Here is an 18,589-nt window from a genome sequence, read left to right as displayed (position 1 = left end):
ACTGTTACATGATCGAACGCACCACTCTCTATATTGGAGGACATTGGCTGACGCCGTCCTCTGCCGGGACACTGCAGGTGACAGACTCGAACACGGGCGACCTCTTTGCCACCATCCCTGCCGGCTCCGAGGCGGACGTGAATGCGGCCGTCAGTGCAGCGCGTGCGGCTTTCCCCGGATGGTCTCAGACCTCGTCAGCCGATCGTGCGAAGGTCCTGCAAAAGGTATCCGATGGCCTGCTGAAACGCGGTGACGCGTTGACGCGGCTGATTGCCACAGAGGTCGGTACGCCGCTGCGGGCCTGCTCACTGGTCCAGGTCGCCGCGCCCGCGAATTCCTGGGCGTACTACGCGAGACTGGCACAGCAGTTTGACTATGAAGCGCGCGTTGGCAACTCAATGGTTGTGCGCGAACCCGTGGGGGTGGTCGCCGCCATCACGCCCTGGAACTATCCGCTGCACCAGATCACGCAGAAGATCGCGCCGGCGCTTGCCAGTGGGTGCACGGTTGTCCTGAAGCCGTCTGAAATCGCTCCACTCAATGCCTTCGTTCTTGCCGAGGTCATTCATGAGGCCGGCCTGCCGCCGGGAGTATTCAATCTGGTGACGGGTCTCGGTCCGTTGGTCGGTGAGGCACTGGCAGCGCACCCAGAGGTGGACATGGTCTCGTTTACCGGGTCAACGCGCGCCGGCAAGCAGGTTAGCAGGATCGGCTCGGAGACGATCAAGCGCATCTCGCTGGAGTTGGGCGGAAAGAGCGCATCGATTGTGCTTGACGACGCCGACCTCGCGAAGGCCGTCCAAGCCACCGTTTCACACTGCTATCTGAACTCAGGCCAGACCTGTGCAGCATGGACTCGCATGCTGGTGCCTAGAGACCGCCTGGACCACGCACGCGAATTGGCGCGCCAGGCAGCCGATTCGTTTGTCGTAGGAAGTGCCTTTGCCGAAGGCGTAAAGCTGGGTCCGCTGGCGTCGGCAGCGCATCGGGACCGGGTGCTCAGCTACATTCGCCTCGGCCTCGAAGAAGGCGCCGAACTCGTGACCGGTGGACCCGAGGCCCCGGCCGGCACCGGTGACGGGTATTTCGTCCGGCCCACGGTGTTCGTCGCGGATCCTCGGAGCACGGTTGCACGGGAAGAGATCTTCGGCCCCGTACTTACGATCATTCCTTATGACTCCGAGGCCGAGGCCGTGAATATCGCCAATGACACGATATATGGACTGTCGGGCGCTGTCTGGGCCGGAACGGATGATCGTGCTCTCGGTGTCGCGCGGCAATTGCGCACGGGCCAGGTCGACATCAACGGCGGCCGCTGGAACCCCCTGGCTCCGTTCGGCGGATATAAGCAATCCGGACAAGGTCGCGAGAACGGAATTTACGGATTGGAAGAATTTCTTGAGTACAAGGCAATCCAGCTACGTGCCTGATGCGCAGCCGGCTGGACGCCCGGGATCTTTACAGGACCATAGACATGGCCACAGCGATACGCCTGGGACGGCCCGCCGGCATCGATCAACTGGTGCCATTCGATGAGGAGCCGGGTCGTCCGGGACCCGGGGAGGTGCTGGTGCGGGTGCGCGGCAGCTCGCTGAACTTCCACGACTACCTCGTGGTGACGGGCCGCATGCCGACTGCCGAGGGCCGTATCCCCTTGTCCGACGGCGCGGGCGAAGTTGTTGAGGTAGGACCGCCACACGGGGGTGAGGCGGATCCGTCCATGGCATGGCGCGTGGGCGATTTGGTGCTGGGGACGTTCTTTCGTCACTGGCGCGAAGGGGCACCCGCCCAGTGGAAGCATGGCGCCGTTGCCGGGGAACACGTCGACGGGTACGCGCGCCAGTTTGCCGTGGTGCCGGCGGCCGCCCTGACGCGCGTGCCGCTTGGCCTCTCGCTGGCGGCAGCCGCAACCCTGCCCTGCGCCGGCCTGACCGCGTGGCGCGCACTTGGATGCTGTGGCGGCATCGGTCCTGGCGATGTGGTGCTTGTCCAGGGCACGGGCGGGGTGTCGGTGTTCGCGCTGCAGTTCGCCAAGACGAGGGGGGCAGCGGTGATTGCGACCTCATCCTCCGAGGGCAAGCTGGAGCGTCTTCGCGCGCTCGGGGCGGACCACGTGATCCACTACAAGGCGGAGCCGGACTGGGGGCGCGCGGCCAGGCAATGGACGGGCGGCCGGGGCGTCGATCACATTGTCGACATCGGCGGCGCCGACCTGCTTAACCAGTCGATCGAGGCCTGCCGGACCGGCGGCAGCATTGCGCTCGTGGGCTTGCTCGCAGGCACGGCCGGCCGTGTCGACACGGGGCGGATCATGGCGCGGCAACTCCGGCTGCAGGGGGTTGTGGTCGGCAGCCGCACGGATCAGCTGGAGATGATCCGTGCGATCGAGGCGGCTGGAGTGCACCCAGTGATCGATTCCAGTTTTCCCCTGGAAGCACTGCCTGCCGCGTTCCGGCACCAGGAAGCCGGTCGCCATTTCGGCAAGATCGTTGTCGAAATCTAGCTGAGAACAAAACCCGTACCGCGCTGGCCTCCGCGCCACCCATGCACCATGAATGAGGACCCACTCACTGACATTCTCACCCTGGCCAGCGCGCAGTGCGTCGACGTCGGGAGCCTGGCTGCGGGAGGATCGTGGGCATTGCGATTCCCTCCGCCCGGGCAGCTCAAGTTTATGGTTGTCGTGAAGGGTGCCTGCTGGCTGACCATCGAAGGGATGACCGCGCCGCGCGAGGTGACGAGAGGCGACGTGTTCGTGCTGCCAGCCGACCTGGCTTTCGTGCTGGCGAGCGACTTGCAGACAGCGTCCGTCGATGGCCGTGAGCTTTTCTCTGGTGCATTAGAAAGCAAGGTGACACTCGGCCATGGTCTAGATTTCTTCGCCGTTGGTGCTCACATTGCCTTGGACCGCGAGCGTGGCAAGCTGCTCTCGGAGGTGTTGCCACCATACCTTCATATCGGCGGAAATTCGGCCGAGGCTGCGGTCGTGCAATGGCTCTTGAATCAACTTGTTCAGGAGCTTGTCTCTGAGCGACCAGGGGTTGCGCTGGCAACAAGGCAGCTTGCGCAGCTGCTGTGTGTTCAGGCCATCCGGTCATATCTCGATGCTTCCGGGCCTTGTGTGGCGGGATGGGTCAAGGCACTCAGCGACGAGCGCCTCGCTCCGGCGTTGCGCCTGATGCACCGCGAGCCTGGCCGGGCATGGGAGCTTGGCCAACTGGCGAAGGAAGTTGCCATGTCACGCTCCAGCTTCGCCATTCGCTTCAAGGCTGGTGCGGGCATCCCGCCCCTGACTTACCTGCAGAACCTGCGCATGTGCCTTGCCGAGTATGAATTGCGCGAGGGCGTCATGCCCATATCGGAACTTGGCCGTTCGCTGGGCTATTCATCTGAAAGCGCGTTCAGCAGCGCCTTCAAGCGTTCCTCAGGCATGGCCCCCGGGCGCTACCGGTGCCTCTTCGCGAAGGCAAGCCGGTAGCGATCAGGCAGCGGGCGGGGTCCCCGTGCTTAGCGCGGAAGCCTCAAACTTGTCTCAATCCGCCGTCGACAAACAACTCGACGCCGTTCACATAGCTTGATGCATCGCTGGCGAGGAAAACCGCGACCTTGCCGATTTCGCGAGCATCACCGATGCGGCCCGCTGGGCTTCGTTGCGCGATGGATTGAACGATGGCGTCCGCCATGTCGGCGCCTGCCGCTTTGATAAGCGCTCTGCGCAGGGAAGGCGTGTCTACTGCCCCCGGGCTCAGAATGTTGATCCGGACGCCGGTGTCTTTGGCATCCTGGATCAGGGACCGGACCATGCCGTGGAATGCGGCTTTGATCGCGCCATAGATGCTCATGCCAGCGGGTGGGGCGACTGAAGCGGTCGACCCGATAAGAATGATGCTGCCGTCGCTCTCCAGCAGCGGCATCGCAGACTGGATGGTGAAGAGCACGCCCTTGAGATTGACGCCGACCATCTTGTCGAACTGTTCTTCTGTAATCTTGCCCAGCGGCGCATGCTCGTCAGCGACGGCGTTGGCGATGACGGCATCCAATCTCCCGTGATCGGCTTTGACTCGCTTCAGCAGCGCGTCCATCTCGGCAATGCTGGAAGCATCCGCCTTGGCACCGAAGCTGCGCGGGCCGATTTCCCTGACGGCTTCGTCGAGTGCCTCCTGTTGAAGCGCCGTCACAACAACTTTAGCGCCTTCCGCAACGAATTCCTTGGCGATTGCCAGACCGATTCCTGTTGTGCCGCCCGTGATCACGGCGACTTTTCCTTCAAGGGAATTACTCATGTCATCTCCAATTGGATTGATTAAACGTCCTCTTGCAGAAAGATACTTCCATCGAGCTGTGCATGGAATGCTTGGGATTCTATAAAACCTGCGAGAGCGTCCAAGATGAACCGCCCCGGGTTTTGAGGAGGCTCCAATCGTTGAGAGAATGGAGCCATGAGGAAGTCAGTGAAGTTTTCCCCCGAGGTCCGCGAGCGCGCCGTGCGCATGGTGTTCGAGCATCGTGGCGAGCACGAATCGCAGTGGGCTGCCGTGGTGTCGATCGCAGCAAAGATCGGCAGTACTCCGCAGACCTTGTTGAATTGGGTTCGCCAGCATGAGCGTGACAGCGGCCAGCGCGCGGGCACAACCACGGCAGAAGCCCAACGCATCAAGGATTTGGAGCGCGAGGTTCGCGAACTGCGCAAGGCCAACGAGATCCTGAAGCTGGCCAGTGCGTTTTTCGCCCAGGCGGAGCTCGACCGCCGATTCAAGTCTTGAGGGACTTCATCGACGAGTACCGAGGCACCCTCGGGGTCGAGCCGATCTGCAGGGTGCTGCAGGTCGCCCCGTCGGGCTATCGCCGCTACGCGGCCAGCAAGCGCGATCCGGCATTGTTGAGCGCACGGGCGAAGCGTGATGCGGCGCTGGTGCCCACATCGAACGCGTTTGGCAAGCCAACATGCAGGTCTACGGCGCCGACAAGGTCTGGCGTCAGCTCCAGCGCGAGGAAGTCCCGGTGGCCCGCTGCACCGTGGAGCGCCTGATGCGCCGCCATGGCCTGCGAGGCGTGGTGCGTGGCAAAGTAGTGCGCACCACGGTCAGCGATGCCAAGGCGCTGTGTCCACTGGACCTCGTCAACAGGCAGTTCAGCGCGCAGCGGCCGAATCAACTCTGGGTCTCGGACTTTACGTATGTTTCGACCTGGCAGGGCTGGTTGTACGTAGCCTTCGTGATTGACGTGTTCGCCCGGCGCATCGTGGGCTGGCGGGTGAGCAGTTCGATGCGAACGGACTTCGTGCTCGATGCCCTGGAGCAGGCCCTGTACGCCAGGCAGCCCGGGCGTGAGGATGCCCTCGTGTGCCATTCGGACCGCGGCTCGCAGTACGTCAGCATTCGCTACACTGAACGCTTGGCCGAGGCCGGCATCGAGCCCTCGGTGGGCAGCAAGGGCGACTCCTACGACAATGCCCTGGCCGAGACGATCAACGGGCTATACAAGGCTGAGTTGATCCATTGCCGCGCACCTTGGAAGACCAAGGAGTCCGTGGAACTGGCAACGCTCGAATGGGTGTCCTGGTTCAACCATCATCGATTGATGGCACCGCTGGGATACGTGCCGCCGGCCGAGCACGAGGCCAACTACTATTGCCAACTTGAGCAGCAGGCCATGTCGGCCTGACTCAAGCCAAGGGGCCTCCACGAAAACCGGGGCGGTTCACCAACACTCACACCCGTCGCCCTAGCGATCTGCCGGTGCGAAAGGCCACACGCCCACTTCAGGCGAAGCACTTCCTTGATCTTGCGCATGGTCATCCGGTTGGCCGGCATCAGCTTGCTTCCTTGCAAAAGGGAAGCAGCGTATCGCCGGCGTTCTAGTCCATGCGCAGTCCCACCCCCAGCCCTTGCCCGGCCTCATTACGGTGCTTGATCACCCGTTTCGGCTGCTTGATCGTCCGTTTCGGCAACGTGATCACTCGTTTCGGGATCATGATCACCGATTTCGGCAGCGTCGCCGAAGTGATCACGTTCCGCCGAAACCAGCGATCAGCTTCCCGCCGAAACAGGTGATCACGTTCCCCCGAAATCGCTGATCACGCGCCCCGAAATACGCAGTGGCGCTATGCCGGACCAGCCGAACACCGAGCGGTAAGGGAGCGGTGCCAGTTCCTGCGAGAGCATCGAGGCGCCGCCAATGCGGTCGCCCAAAGCCGGTGGCTGAAGCGTGCGCGGTTCCCCGGTGTCACACACCATCGGTGTACGGGTCGCGAGCGGTAGTCACGGCATAATGGTTCGAGAAAGTCCGCGCTTGCGCCGCACGGGTACCCTGCTGGTTGCCGGCCGCCTGAAGAATCAGATTTGCGACTTGCTTGGGGCGGGAGATCAGCGAGACATGGCTGGAAGGGATTTCAATCGTTTCGGCACCCATGCGCTTAGCCATGAATCGCTGAAGATCGGGATTGATAGTGCGGTCTTCGGTCGAAACGGCATACCACGTGGGCTTGCTACGCCATGCCGCAACCGTAGTCTTGGCCATCGTGATCGCCTTGCCCATCGGCTGTTGCACCGCGTAGTAGGTCGCGGCCTCCTTCCGTGGAAGGTCACCGGCGAAATCGTTCAAGAAGGCTTGCATGGACAGCTTGCCAAAGCCATCGGCCGACCATAGCAGTCCAGCGGAGGCCGGCGCCGCCGGAAACTTGCGCGTCAGCGCCGGATAATCCTCGCCCGCGTCCGGCGCGCGTGCGGCGATATAGACAAGGCCCGCCACCTTTGGATCGTCACCGGCCTGCGAGATCACCATTCCGCCGTAGGAGTGGGCCACTAGCAGCGTCGGGCCGTCCTCCTGCGCCAAGGCGCGCTTGACCGCATCGACATCGGCATCTAGCGATGTTGTCGGGTTCTGCACGGATGTCACGTGCAACCCCTGCGCCTGCAACAGCGGAATGACTTTCTCCCAGCTAGAGCCATCGGCATAGAGACCGTGAACCAATACGATGTTCTTGATCGGGCCAGCTCGGGTGACAGCGCTTTCCTGCGCCATGGCGGCCTGTGCAAACGTCAGTGCGGCGAAGGAGGCCATGGCGGCCAGCAGCGAGTGGTTCAGTTTCATGTTCGATCCTTTCAGTTTGAGATCACATGCATGGAGCAGTCATGCGTTGTGTTCCAGTCAGACGAACATGCCAGGGTCGTTATTCCGTCGCCATCAACATTTTTCAGATCCTGCCCGGCTCGAGGGCGCGCTGTACCGGCAATGTCGTCGGTGTATCGGTGGCGCTAACCACCGCATAGAAATAGCGGCCGTTACGCCAGTACTGGGCGAGCAGGTTCCCCTCCTTGCGCGCGCCGTTGCTGAAATGCAGCAGATTGCCGGGCGGCCGTACGTAGTAGACGATCGACTCCATCTTCTGGTTCTGGTAGAGGATCATTGCCGCCGTGCCCTGTTCCGATGACATCAGGCGACCACTGACCGGCCGAAATCCGTATGATGAGAAATCGGGCAACGGTGCCGGCTGCACGAAATGCTGGTCCAGCCAGGTCTGCAACTGACGTGGATCACTGGTCTTCACGTCCACCATCTGCGGTGTGTCGCTGACAGCGAACAGCCGGTAGGCCGACATCGCGTCGGCCATTGGCAGATAGTTCTGCTGGAAGGCGATCTCACGCGTTTGCCAGCCACCCATACCACCCACGGTCAAGGCCAGCACCAGGGACGCCGCTACGGCCACCCGGTGCCGCATGCGATCGCGCAACTCGCGACGAATACGGAATGGATCGAGCCGTACTGGCGTATCGGCCGGCGGAGGCTCCATGCTTGCGCGCAATCGCTGTGACTCCTGCCGGATCTGCTCAGCTTGCCGCGCCAATTCGGGCTGGCTGGCTATCAGGCTCTCGATCTGCCGTCTCCGCGTTTCATCCAGCTCGCCATCGACATAGGCATGGAGTTCGGGTTCGGTGGGAATGAGCATCTTCATTTGAGGACCTGCATGGAGGGAGGGACGACCCTGCCTTCGGAAAATTCGCGCAGCGTCTTCCGGGCCCGCGATATGCGCGACATGATGGTGCCGATCGGCACGTCCAGCGCATCGGCGGCCTCCCGGTAACTCAGGCCTTCCACCGTCACCAGGATCAACAGCGCGCGTTGCTCGGCAGACAATTTGTTGAAACTCTCGAGGGCCGATCTTGCCACAACCATGTCTTCGGCCGATGGTGCGCTGTCTTCGTCACTGCCAACGCCAAACAGCGACAACACCAGTGCATACCGCTTGGCGCGACGCTGGCCGTCAAGAAAGAGACGGTAGAGGATTGAAAACAGCCAGGCGCGTAAGTCGCCGGCATCCTGTCGAGAAGTCCGACGCACCAGCGCGCGCTCCAAGCACGCCTGAACCAGATCGTCGGCAGTGGCGTCGTTGCGCGTTAGCGATATCGCAAAGCGGCGCATTCTCGGGATCATTTCGCGCAGCGCATCATCTGTAAAGTCTTTGTCCATGGGGCGGAACAGCCAAGGCAGGGTTCACGGTTACAAGGTAAACGAACGGCGACGCGGCTTATTCCCAAGATTGCAAAACTGCGGTTCCAGTAGATGCGACTTGCCGACCCATGATCCGAAAGCGAAGGGGATCGTCCTTTCTCTGCAGATTGATACGGTTGTAACCGAGTCCCTTGTTGCGGTCGCGTTTCAAGCCATTAGCTTGACCTTTGCGGCCATCCGAGCATTTATCGTACAGTTTTGCCCCTAACGACACTCCGAAAGTGTAGATGTCGGCATTTGCGTATCCCGACGTTGGCAGGGAAGAGTTGTCTGCCCGCCCAACGAAGTCCGACGTTGTACGAGCATCAACAATGGGTCAAGGAGCCCCTTGGCATCAAGCCGTTCGATGTCGCCAGCCAGACCGCTTTGCTGGACACCACCGCTCAGCGATGGCTCTACGATCGCTGCTGCCTCATTCCCGGCCAGCGCCAGCTTACCGACATGGCGCAGCATGCCTTTTCCGCCTACCAGGCGCAAATGCTCGCAGCGGTCAAACACGCCGTGCCGGCGGCCACGCTGCACCACTGTTTGGGATCGTCCGCAGTCCACGGGCCGACGGCTCTGCCCCGATGGTCGGCCAGATTCCCCCACCTGTGGTCACCTCAAACTCCCCACCTGAAGGGGCGCTTCAAGTGATGTGAGCGCCAGGCAGGACGTTACCTTGTTCCCCTCGAATAAAGCAGAGGGGTTACCGGAGTGAACGTCTTGAAGCCGCATCTACAGACCACCATCGCTACGCTAATCGCCGCTGGCAAGGGTCAGCGGGAGATCGCCCGGATCACTGGCGTCGACCGCAAGACGATTCGGGGGTATCAAGCGCAATTTGCCGCCGCGCAGCAGGCAAAGTCCCCCACGGTGACCACCGGCTCTGAGCCGCAAATTCCCCCACCCCGACCACCGGCAACTGGCGCACATCAATTGTCGGCGTGCGCGCCATACCAGGAGTTTGTGCGAGCCCAGGTGCAACTGCATCGGAACGCCACGGCGATCTACCACACCAAGATCTCGTCGATCAGTACGGACTACTGGCCATGGCGGCCTACTGCGAAGTGAGCCTTCTGAGCGTCTTTCGAGGTGAGCCGTTGCCGTCAAGCACTAGGATGCAGTCTCTTGCCCTTGCTCGATCGCGTAGAGCCCTCTTGGAAGCGCGACGACATGCTGGAGGCAAAAATTGAACGCCTTGCAGAAAAATATCGCTCTATCAACATATGCGCCGACTCGGGTGCTACGGTTTGTCGGCAGCTGGGCGTGAACCGACGCTTCCTGGCAACGCATTATCCGCCACTGTGGCCACAAATCGTCACCGCACAAGTATATAGCTGTGTCGCTTGACCAAGCTCTCGAAGCAAAAACAAACCGGCTCCTCAGCGCGATTGAGACCGTGCTCGGAAGCGGGGAAGAATTTACTTACGCCGCGATTATGCGTGCAGCGAAGATCGAAGGCTGGGAGCGCTTGGGGATGACTCGGGTGCTTCAAAGCATACTTTGTATGATGCCGGAAGGTCGGCAAGCGTAATGTGGCTGTTCTTCCCTGCAAGCATAACGTGGCACTTAAGCCATGAATTGGCTAATTTCCCACTCATGGTTGCTCTCCCACATACGTACTTTCACCTAATGCTGCATTGCCACAATTCCTCTGCTACAATCAGGGAAAACCCCATAAGGGTAATCCCGAAAGGAAGGACGCCATGAACACCCAATCCGATATCAAGCTGACTGACCAACTCGAACGCGAACTGATCGACCGTGAACTCGGTACGCAAAGCCTGGGCTTCGCCCACGACGTGAAGCGCGCCATCGCCTTCGTCCAGAGCGCGATCGAGCGCCTGCAGACCCAGGCCCGCAAGGCCCACGTGGTCTACGCCAACGGCTAAAGAGTTGTTTGCAGCAGAGTAGTTGTGGCCCGTTGCGGGCTGCGTTGTAGAACCGGCCATACGTGCGCCCGCCCGGGCAGGCGCGGCCGGTTTTGTTTTGCCCGCGGTTCTTGCGTGCTTTGTGAATAACTTTCGCAAGGCTTGCCAGACCTTTTCGTTTGGCCGGGACGTGGCAGGGGGCTATCGTGGATGCCTTCGCAATATGCCTTCCCGACCATGCCCCCGCTTGTCCTGCTGTGCCTGCTGATCACCTATGTGGTCTGGGGCACGACCTACCTGGCGATCCGCTTTACGCTGGAGAGCTTTCCGCCGCTGTTCATGATGGGCACGCGCTTCCTGTGCGCGGGCCTGCTGCTGGCCGCCTGGCTGGCGTGGCGGGGCACGCCGATGCCGTCGTGGCGGCTGTTGCGCAACTGCGCGGTGCCGGCGCTGTTCCTGCTGGTGGGCGGCATGGGCCTGACAGCGATTGCCGAGCAGACGATTTCTTCCGGTGCCACCACGGTGATGATCGGGTCGATGCCGATCTTCGCGCTGGTCTGGAGTGCCTGCTTCGGCAACCGGCCGAAATGGTATGAGTACGTGGCGATCGCAATCGGCAGCCTGGGCATCCTGGTGCTGACCGCGGGGGCGGAATTCCGCGTCAGTACCGGGGGCGTGGTGGCGCTGATGCTGGCAGTGGCGAGCTGGTCATTCGGCTCGCAGCTGGCGCGCCGGATGGAGCTGCCCCAAGGCGCCGCGGCATTTGCCGCGGAGATGCTGATCGGCGGCGTGGTGCTGATGGTGCTGTCGGCGCTGCGGCAGGAGCCGTGGCCGGCATCGGTCAGCGCGCAGGCCGGCTGGGCCTGGGTCTACCTGGTGGTGGCGGGGTCGCTGGTGGCGTTCTCTGCCTACATGTACCTGGTGTCCACTGTCAGCCAGACGTTGTCGGCCAGCTATGTCTATGTAAACCCGCCGGTGGCGCTGGCGATGGGCGCATGGCTGGGCGGCGAGCAGATCGCGCCGCAGACGCTGGGTGCCGTGATGCTGATCCTGGTGGCGCTGGCCGTGCTTAGCCTGGGCACGCTGCGCACGGCGCGGGCCCAGGCGGCCTGATACGGCCGACTGCTGCCGGGCAGATCAACTGCCCGACTGTTCCTGGATCCAGAGCGACAGCCGCACCTTGTAGGCCTGCTGGATATGCCGGCGCGCGATCTGTTCGGCCAGTGCCGGGTCGCGCTTTTCCAGCGCCTCGACCAGCGAGATGTGTTCTTCGTAGGAGCTGCGCGCGCGCCCTGGTACCGCCAGCGTGGTGCGTCCCAGCAGTGCCATCGACTCATGCAGCGAGCGCAGCGTCTTCAGCAGGTAGCGGTTGTGGGCGCAGCGGTGCAGGGTTTCGTGGAACAGCCGGTTGTTCAGCGCGAGCCGGTCGGGGTCGTCGGCGATGGCCAGGTCGCGCTCGACGATATCGCGCAGAAGCGAGATCTCCACGTCGGTGGCATGGCGCGCGGCCAGCGCGGCGGCGGTGCCTTCCAGCACTTCGCGCATGACGTACAGCTCGCTGACCATGCTGGCGTCGAGCTGGGTGACCATCATGCCGCGGTTGGGCTCGTTGACGACCAGCCCTTCGGACTCCAGCCGCGACAGCGCTTCACGCACCGGCGTGCGCGACAGGCCCAGGGATTCGGCCAGTTCCACCTCGCGCAGCCGCGTGCCGGGGGGCAGCTGGCCGGCCTGGATGGCGGCGCGCAGTTGCTGGTAGGCGCGCTCCGAGCGCGGGAGCGATGCGGCCTGGCCACTCTCGGCGGCGCCGGCGAACTCTTGAGAAATCATGTGAGGCTGGCTGATGCAGTTGGACTGTCGTAGCCAGTCATCATACCCGCTCGTGCGCGCCTGACATCACGGCGACGCAATATGGTGTAAAGGGCCAGGCGCGCGGCCGTGGGCACCTCAGCCCGCCGGCGACTGGAACGGATGGTATTGATAGAGCCAGGTCTCCGACAGCGGCTTGCCGTTGAGCCTCAGGAACAGGCGGATATCGACCGGCTGGTTGCCGTCGGCGGTCAGGTCAAATTGTGCACGCCAGTGGCCCGGCACATTGTTGGGCACGGCTTCTGTGAAGACGTAGGAGAAGCTGCCGCGAGATGCGGTCAGTACGGCTTCAGGTTTGACGCCGAAGGGCAGTTTCTCCAGCGGCGCGCCCTTGAACTCGACCATGAACTTGCGCACGCCCTTGGGCCGCGGCTGGCCCGGCTGACCGCCATTGCCCAGGCGCGTGGCCACGCAGCGCGCCAGCGGCGAGGGGAAGGGCTCGTCGGCCTGCCAGTGCAGCCGGTAGCGCAGGCGGTAGGTGCTGCCGGCCTTGGCCGGGGCCTTGGGCACCCACATGGCGACAATGTTGTCGTGGATCTCGTCATCGGTGCGCAGCTCAACCAGCTGCACCGAACCGGCGCCCCAGCCGTCGCGCGGCTCGACCCACAGGCTCGGGCGGCGTTCATAGTTGACGCCGTCCTGGTAGTGGTCGAACAGGCGGTCGCGCTGCAGCAGCCCGAAGCCCTTGGGGTTATCGTCGGAAAACGCCGAGGCCGTGGTCTGCGGCGGGTTGTTCAGCGGGCGCCAGATATGCTCGCCGGCGCCGTTCCACAGCGCCAGGCCGTCGGAGTCATGCACCTCCGGGCGCCAGTCGACGGCGGTGCCTTTGATGCCCTCAGAGAACCAGAACATCGAGGTCAGCGGCGCCAGCCCCAGCCGGCCCACATCCTTGCGCAGGAACAGCGCGCACTCCACATCCATGATCACGGCCTTGCCACGCTGCATGACGAAGCGGTAGGCGCCGGCGATGCTGGGGCCATCCAGCAGGGCATAGACCGTGACGGTATCGCCGTTGCCCTCGGGCGTCTCGAACCAGAAATGGGTGAAGGCCGGGAATTCCTCGGACTTGCCGGCTTCGGCCACGTCGATGGCGATGCCGCGCGCGGACAGCCCGTACTGGTACAGGTCGCCGATGGCGCGGAAATACGACGCGCCGAGGAAGGCAACCCAGTCGTTCTTGCGCCAGTCGCGTGTCTTCTGGTCGCCGAGGCGGCTTTCCTGGAAGCGGAAGCCGGCAAAGCCGCTGCCCGGCGGCAGCTTGTGCGCGGGGCTGTCGGCCGGCATGTCGAAGTAGGCGTCGTCGTAGACGATCTCGCGGGCCTTGCCGGGGCCGCCCTTGGCGCGTTCGATCACGTGCATGCGCACCGGCGTGCGGAAGTACGTGCCGAGGTGGAAGAAGGTGACCGGGAACTGGCCTGGGCCACTGGCAAAGAGCGCGTCGTCGGTGCGGAAGCGGATCTTGCCGTGGGCGTCGTAGTCGATGCGGGACAGCACGTCCGCGGGCGGTGACGGCGGCGGCGCGTAGGGCTTGCCGGCCAGTGCGCGGGCGCGTTCGATCAGGGCGTCGAAACCGAATGGCTGGGCGTCGCCGAGTTTGATCCGGCTGGCTGCCAGCACCGACGGGGTAATGCCCAGTGCGGCGAGCGCGGCGGAGGCAGTGGCGGAGACCAGCAGGGTTCGGCGGTTCATCATGTGGCGAAAGCGTCCTTTTATTGTCCGGGGGTTGTGCAGAACTGTAAGAGACGCCGCCGTCCGCGAAAAGTTCGGACACCCTCTGTTACAGGCGGCCGCCCGCAGCCCGGCTGCAAGCGGCCGCCGCCGCACATCAGGCCTGCCCGCTGGCCCGGCGCCGCTGGCGCCGTTGCCGCGCCAGCATGTTCAGCCCCTCGACCGCGGCCGAGAACGCCATCGCCGTATAGATATAGCCCTTGGGCACATGGGTGCCGAGGCCCTCCGCGATCAGCGTCATGCCGATCATCATCAGGAAGGCCAGCGCCAGCATCACGATGGTCGGGTTGCGGTTGATGAAGTTGGCCAGCGGCGTGGCCGCGAACAGCATCGCCATCACCGCGGCGATCACCGCCACGAACATGATCTGCACATGCTCGGTCATGCCGACCGCGGTGATGATGCTGTCGATCGAGAACACCAGGTCGAGCACCAGGATCTGGCCGATGGCCGCGGCAAAGCTCTGCACCGCCTTGGCCGTGCCGCCTTCCTCGCCTTCTTCGGCGGCGGTGACGTGGTGGTGGATTTCGCGCGTGGCCTTCCAGACCAGGAAGGCGCCGCCCGCGATCAGGATGATGTCGCGCCACGACAGCCCCTGGCCCAGGATGGTGAACACCGGCTCGGTGAGCTTGACGATGAAGGCGATGGTGGCCAGCAGGCCCAGGCGCATCACCAGCGCCAGGCTGATGCCGACCTTGCGCGCCTTCTCGCGCATGGCTTCAGGCAGCTTGTTGGTCAGGATCGAGATGAAGATCAGGTTGTCGATCCCCAGCACGATTTCCATGGCCACCAGGGTGGCCAGTGCCGCCCACGCGGCGGGGTCCTGCAGCAATGCCAACGACGCTTCCATGGGGGGCTCCGGGTGTCAGGTTGCAACTCGGCGCCGGACGGTGGTCCGCCCGGGGCACATGCAGGCGTCATGTTAGCGCAGCGCCGCTTGCCCGCGCCGTGTGATCCGGAAAGATAAAGGTTGTTCTACGCGGTTGCCATGCGCCTCGATGGAATATAGTATGTGATATATCAAAAGATCCAAATCGAGCCATCAAGGAGACAGCAATGAAAGTGTGTATCTACGGCGCAGGCGCGATCGGCGGCTATGTCGGGGCGCAGCTGGCGCGCGCGGGGGCGGAGGTCAGCTTCGTCGCGCGCGGCCCCCATCTCGCGGCAATGCAGGAACATGGTGTCAGGCTGCTGATCGACGGCGAGGAGCGCGTGGCCAAGGTGCGCTGCACCAGCGATCCGCGCGAGCTCGGACACCAGGACTATGTGTTCATCACCCTCAAGGCGCATTCCGTGCCGGGCGTGGTGGACCAGATGCAGCCGCTGCTGGGGCCGGAAACCGCGGTCGTCACCGGCGTCAACGGCATTCCGTACTGGTATTTCTACAAGCATGGCGGCGACTTGGCCGGCAGCACGCTGGAAAGCGTCGATCCCGGCGGGCGCCAATGGAAGGGCCTGGGGCCGGAGCGGGCGATCGGCTGCGTGGTCTATCCCGCGGCTGAGATCGTTGCGCCGGGCGTGATCAAGCACGTCTACGGCAAGAAGTTTCCGCTGGGCGAGCCGGATGGCAGCCGCTCGGCGCGCGTGACCCGGCTCAGCGAAATGATGATGGCCGCCGACCTGGACGCCCCGGTGCGCGACAATATCCGCGACGAGATCTGGCTCAAGCTGTGGGGCAACCTGTGCTTCAACCCGATCAGCGCGCTCACGCATGCCACGCTCGACGTCATCACCGCCGACCCGGCCACGCGGGCGCTGTCGCGCCAGATGATGGTTGAGGCGCAGGGCATCGCCGAGCGCTTCGGGGTGAAATTCCGCGTCGACGTGGAGCGGCGCATCGACGGCGCCGGTGCCGTGGGCGCGCACAAGACCTCGATGCTGCAGGACCTGGAGGCCGGGCGGGCCATGGAAATCGACCCGCTGCTGACCGTGGTGCAGGAAATGGGACGTCTGGTCGCGCAGCCCACGCCGATGTGCGATGCCGTGCTGGGTCTGATCAAGCAGCGCGACACGATGGCCAAGCTGGCCGCCTGAGCGCGGCTGGGAACAGGGGATACCGCCGGGTCAGGTATCCCCTGGCGCACGCCAGGCGCGCCAAGGTAGCGTTGGCCGGGCTTGCGAAGCGAGAAAGGCAGGCGATAGTGATATACCATATACGACAGACCGCGCACCGCTACTGTGCCGATGCATGACAACAACGCATTGTTTGATGCGTTTTCGTAATGGGTCCGGCGTTTTTGCTAAGCTGTGCGGCAATGCGGGGGGCAGCCATTCCGGCCACCCTGCCGCTGGTCTCACACGAGCTCATTCATGTCTGCGCAAAGCCAATCCATCGTCCAGCCCAACGGGCTGGCCTTGTCCGTGCAACCGATCAATGCCGGCGCGAGCCTGCGCGACCAGGCCTACGCCATGTTGCGCCAGGCCATCGCCGACGCTGACATCTACCAGTCGCGCGACGAGATCCGCCTCGATGAGCGGGTACTGAGCGAGGCCATGGGTGTCAGCCGCACGCCCATCCGCGAAGCCATGACGCTGCTGGAGCAGGAGGGCTTCCTGCGCACCGTGCCCCGGCGCGGCATCTACATCATGCGCAAGACCAAGCGCGAGATCGTGGAGATGATCCAGATGTGGGCCGCGCTGGAAAGCATGGCCGCGCGGCTGGCCACCGAGAACGCCACCGATGCCGAGATCGCGCAGCTGCGCAGCATGTTCGACAGCTTCCGCGATTCCACTCCGGCCGAGCATATCGAAGAGTATTCCGACGCCAATATCGCCTTCCACCAGGCGATCGTGCAGCTGTCCAAGTCGCACATCATCATGGACACGATCCGCAATATCTTTATCCACGTGCGCGCGATCCGGAAGATGACGATCTCGCAGAGCGACCGGGCGGCACGCTCCATCGTGGACCACCTGCGCATCATCGAGGCGCTGGAGAAACGCGATACCGAGCTGGCCGAGCGGCTGGTGCGGCAGCATTCGCTGGATCTGGCTGACTACGTGGAACGGCACTGCGACTTCCTCGACTGAAGGCGGGCGGGGTAGGGCGGCAAAACGGCGGACCTTGGTCCGCCGTTTTGCTTTTGTACGTTCCCGGATGACGCGCGAGCTTTTCGCGTTATGGTATGTGATATATCAATGCGAAAAAGATGCTGGCTGACTGATTCGGGATTTCACTGGGTTTCCCACTTCGGGCAAGCAAAGCAGGCCGATTGCTGCATTGCATCGTCGAAATTTGTGTTGCATCGGGCAAACTCCTCTTGCTCTCTTCTGATATATCACATACCGTATGTCATCAAGAGGGCCGGAACGGACGCGAGCGAGTACGCGCCGAGCACCAGGAACAGACCATATACAAGTGAAACCATCGTCCGAGGAGACATCCGAAATGGAAACCAAGGCACTGCAAGGCGTTCGCATCCTGGACATGACCCACGTCCAGGCGGGCCCCTCGGCCACGCAGCTGATGGCGTGGCTGGGCGCGGACGTGATCAAGGTGGAAATGCCCGGCCGCGGGGACATCACCCGCAGCCAGCTGCGCGACGTGCCCAATGCCGACAGCCTGTACTTCACCATGCTCAACAGCAACAAGCGCAGCCTGACGCTGAACATGAAGACGCCCGAAGGCAAGGCGCTGCTCGAAGACCTGGTCCAGCGCAGCGACGTGCTGATCGAGAACTTCGGGCCGGGCGTGCTCGAGCGCGCGGGCTTTGACTGGGACCACCTGCAGGACCTGAACCCGCGGCTGGTCTATGCCTCGATCAAGGGCTTCGGCCCGGGGCCGTACGCGGACTGCAAGGCGTATGAGAACGTGGCCCAGTGCATGGGCGGTTCGGCCTCCACCACGGGCGATGCCGAGGGCGTGCCCACTGTCACCGGCGCGCAGATCGGTGATTCGGGCACGGGCGTGCATTGCGTGGTCGGCATCCTGGCCGCGCTGCTGCAGCGCGAGCACACCGGCCGCGGCCAGCGCGTGGAAGTGGCGATGCAGGACGCGGTGCTGAACCTGTGCCGCGTCAAGCTGCGCGACCAGCAGCGCCTGGCCAACGGCCCGCTGCGCGAGTACCCGAACGAAGAGTTCGGCGACCACGTGCCGCGCGCCGGCAATGCCTCGGGCGGCGGCCAGCCGGGCGCGGCGCTGCGCTGCGCGCCGGGCGGCCCCAACGACTATGTCTACGTCATCATCCAGCCGCAAGGCTGGGAGCCGCTGATGCGCCTGTGCGGGCGCGAGGACCTGATCACCAATCCGGACTACGCCACGCCAGAAGCACGCCTCAAGCACCTGGCCGACTGCTTCGCCGTGATCGAGAAATGGACCGGTGGCCGCAGCAAGTTCGACGTGATGGCGGCGCTCAACGAGGTCGATGTTCCGTGCGGCCCGATCCTGTCGATGAAGGACCTGATCGAGGACGAGTCGCTGTACCAGCGCGGCTACCTGAAGGCGCTGGAGCACCCGCAGCGCGGCAGCTACGTGCAGCTGGGCTGCCCGATCACGCTCTCGGCATCGCCGGTGGAGATCGAGCGTTCGCCGCTGCTGGGCGAGCATACCGAAGAGATTCTCGAGTGGCTGGGGCGCTCGCCCGCGCAGATCGCCGCGATGAAGCTGGCCGGCGCGGTATGACGCAAGC

Annotated in this window: 16 protein-coding genes, 2 pseudogenes and 1 other annotated feature; of the genes and pseudogenes, 11 read left to right on the top strand and 7 right to left on the bottom strand. The window is 63.5% G+C overall.

Annotation, left to right across the window (positions count from 1 at the left end; genetic code table 11):
• The first annotated feature begins 8 nt into the window (after positions 1-8).
• From I6H87_RS27530 to I6H87_RS27520, 3 genes are read left to right on the top strand one after another with little or no spacing between them, the layout of a single operon-like run.
• On the top strand, positions 9-1,430 hold the full coding sequence (locus I6H87_RS27530) for an aldehyde dehydrogenase family protein (protein WP_011617438.1): 1,422 nt from the start codon (positions 9-11) through the stop codon (positions 1,428-1,430).
• Between the two features lie 44 nt (positions 1,431-1,474).
• Positions 1,475-2,503, top strand: a complete 1,029-nt coding sequence (locus tag I6H87_RS27525) for a zinc-dependent alcohol dehydrogenase family protein (protein ID WP_011617437.1) — start codon at positions 1,475-1,477, stop codon at positions 2,501-2,503.
• 48 nt (positions 2,504-2,551) lie between these two features.
• Positions 2,552-3,478, top strand: a complete 927-nt coding sequence (locus I6H87_RS27520) for an AraC family transcriptional regulator (protein ID WP_011617436.1) — start codon at positions 2,552-2,554, stop codon at positions 3,476-3,478.
• A gap of 43 nt (positions 3,479-3,521) precedes the next feature.
• On the opposite strand, the gene I6H87_RS27515 is transcribed toward I6H87_RS27520, so the two are convergent.
• On the bottom strand, positions 3,522-4,283 hold the full coding sequence (locus I6H87_RS27515) for an SDR family NAD(P)-dependent oxidoreductase (RefSeq protein ID WP_011617435.1): 762 nt from the start codon (positions 4,281-4,283) through the stop codon (positions 3,522-3,524).
• 156 nt (positions 4,284-4,439) lie between these two features.
• Between I6H87_RS27515 and I6H87_RS27510 the strand changes: the two are divergent.
• Positions 4,440-5,664, top strand: a pseudogene (locus tag I6H87_RS27510) (IS3 family transposase).
• Positions 4,718-4,834 (top strand) — a sequence feature (AL1L pseudoknot). Its footprint overlaps the pseudogene before it by 117 nt.
• Before the next feature lie 561 nt (positions 5,665-6,225).
• On the opposite strand, the gene I6H87_RS27505 reads toward I6H87_RS27510, so the two are convergent.
• From I6H87_RS27505 to I6H87_RS27495, 3 genes are all read right to left on the bottom strand, one after another.
• On the bottom strand, positions 6,226-7,092 hold the full coding sequence (locus I6H87_RS27505; protein WP_011617433.1) for an alpha/beta hydrolase: 867 nt from the start codon (positions 7,090-7,092) through the stop codon (positions 6,226-6,228).
• 103 nt (positions 7,093-7,195) lie between these two features.
• On the bottom strand, positions 7,196-7,954 hold the full coding sequence (locus I6H87_RS27500) for an anti-sigma factor family protein (protein WP_011617432.1): 759 nt from the start codon (positions 7,952-7,954) through the stop codon (positions 7,196-7,198).
• On the bottom strand, positions 7,951-8,469 hold the full coding sequence (locus tag I6H87_RS27495) for a sigma-70 family RNA polymerase sigma factor (protein WP_011617431.1): 519 nt from the start codon (positions 8,467-8,469) through the stop codon (positions 7,951-7,953). The genes I6H87_RS27500 and I6H87_RS27495 overlap by 4 nt, the downstream gene beginning before the upstream one ends.
• Positions 8,470-8,739: 270 nt before the next feature.
• Here I6H87_RS27495 and I6H87_RS27490 point away from each other — a divergent pair.
• From I6H87_RS27490 to I6H87_RS27475, 4 genes and pseudogenes are all read left to right on the top strand, one after another.
• Positions 8,740-9,104: pseudogene (locus tag I6H87_RS27490) on the top strand (Tn3 family transposase); the annotation flags it as partial.
• A gap of 112 nt (positions 9,105-9,216) precedes the next feature.
• Positions 9,217-9,564, top strand: coding sequence for a helix-turn-helix domain-containing protein (locus tag I6H87_RS27485; protein ID WP_136227871.1), 348 nt, complete (start codon positions 9,217-9,219; stop codon positions 9,562-9,564).
• Between the two features lie 635 nt (positions 9,565-10,199).
• On the top strand, positions 10,200-10,385 hold the full coding sequence (locus I6H87_RS27480) for a hypothetical protein (RefSeq protein WP_010810228.1): 186 nt from the start codon (positions 10,200-10,202) through the stop codon (positions 10,383-10,385).
• 216 nt (positions 10,386-10,601) lie between these two features.
• Positions 10,602-11,477, top strand: a complete 876-nt coding sequence (locus I6H87_RS27475; RefSeq protein WP_041688485.1) for an EamA family transporter — start codon at positions 10,602-10,604, stop codon at positions 11,475-11,477.
• Between the two features lie 24 nt (positions 11,478-11,501).
• On the opposite strand, the gene I6H87_RS27470 is transcribed toward I6H87_RS27475, so the two are convergent.
• The 3 genes from I6H87_RS27470 to I6H87_RS27460 all read right to left on the bottom strand — a co-directional run bounded on the left by I6H87_RS27470 (position 11,502) and on the right by I6H87_RS27460 (position 14,811).
• Positions 11,502-12,194: a GntR family transcriptional regulator gene (locus I6H87_RS27470; protein WP_010810226.1), complete on the bottom strand. Its 693-nt coding sequence runs from the start codon at positions 12,192-12,194 to the stop codon at positions 11,502-11,504.
• Between the two features lie 117 nt (positions 12,195-12,311).
• Positions 12,312-13,925 carry an OpgD/OpgG family glucan biosynthesis protein gene (locus I6H87_RS27465; RefSeq protein WP_011617429.1) on the bottom strand — a complete coding sequence of 538 codons (1,614 nt, stop codon included), beginning with the start codon at positions 13,923-13,925 and terminating at the stop codon, positions 12,312-12,314.
• A gap of 133 nt (positions 13,926-14,058) precedes the next feature.
• Positions 14,059-14,811 (bottom strand): TerC family protein, encoded by a 753-nt coding sequence (locus I6H87_RS27460; RefSeq protein WP_010810224.1) that lies wholly within the window; start codon positions 14,809-14,811, stop codon positions 14,059-14,061.
• 206 nt (positions 14,812-15,017) lie between these two features.
• On the opposite strand from I6H87_RS27460, the gene I6H87_RS27455 reads away from it, so the two are divergent.
• The 3 genes from I6H87_RS27455 (at position 15,018) to frc (ending at position 18,582) form a co-directional block, all read left to right on the top strand.
• A complete protein-coding gene (locus I6H87_RS27455; RefSeq protein WP_011617428.1) occupies positions 15,018-15,995 on the top strand; it encodes a 2-dehydropantoate 2-reductase in 978 nt (325 codons plus the stop codon).
• A 276-nt stretch (positions 15,996-16,271) separates the two neighbouring features.
• Positions 16,272-16,991, top strand: coding sequence for a GntR family transcriptional regulator (locus I6H87_RS27450; protein WP_011617427.1), 720 nt, complete (start codon positions 16,272-16,274; stop codon positions 16,989-16,991).
• Positions 16,992-17,349: 358 nt separating this feature from the next.
• A complete protein-coding gene (frc, locus tag I6H87_RS27445) occupies positions 17,350-18,582 on the top strand; it encodes a formyl-CoA transferase (protein ID WP_011617426.1) in 1,233 nt (410 codons plus the stop codon).
• The last annotated feature ends 7 nt before the right edge of the window (positions 18,583-18,589 follow it).

Source organism: Cupriavidus necator (assembly GCF_016127575.1).
In the GTDB taxonomy this organism is placed as follows: domain Bacteria; phylum Pseudomonadota; class Gammaproteobacteria; order Burkholderiales; family Burkholderiaceae; genus Cupriavidus; species Cupriavidus necator_D.
This window is presented reverse-complemented; position numbering and strand designations above follow the sequence as displayed.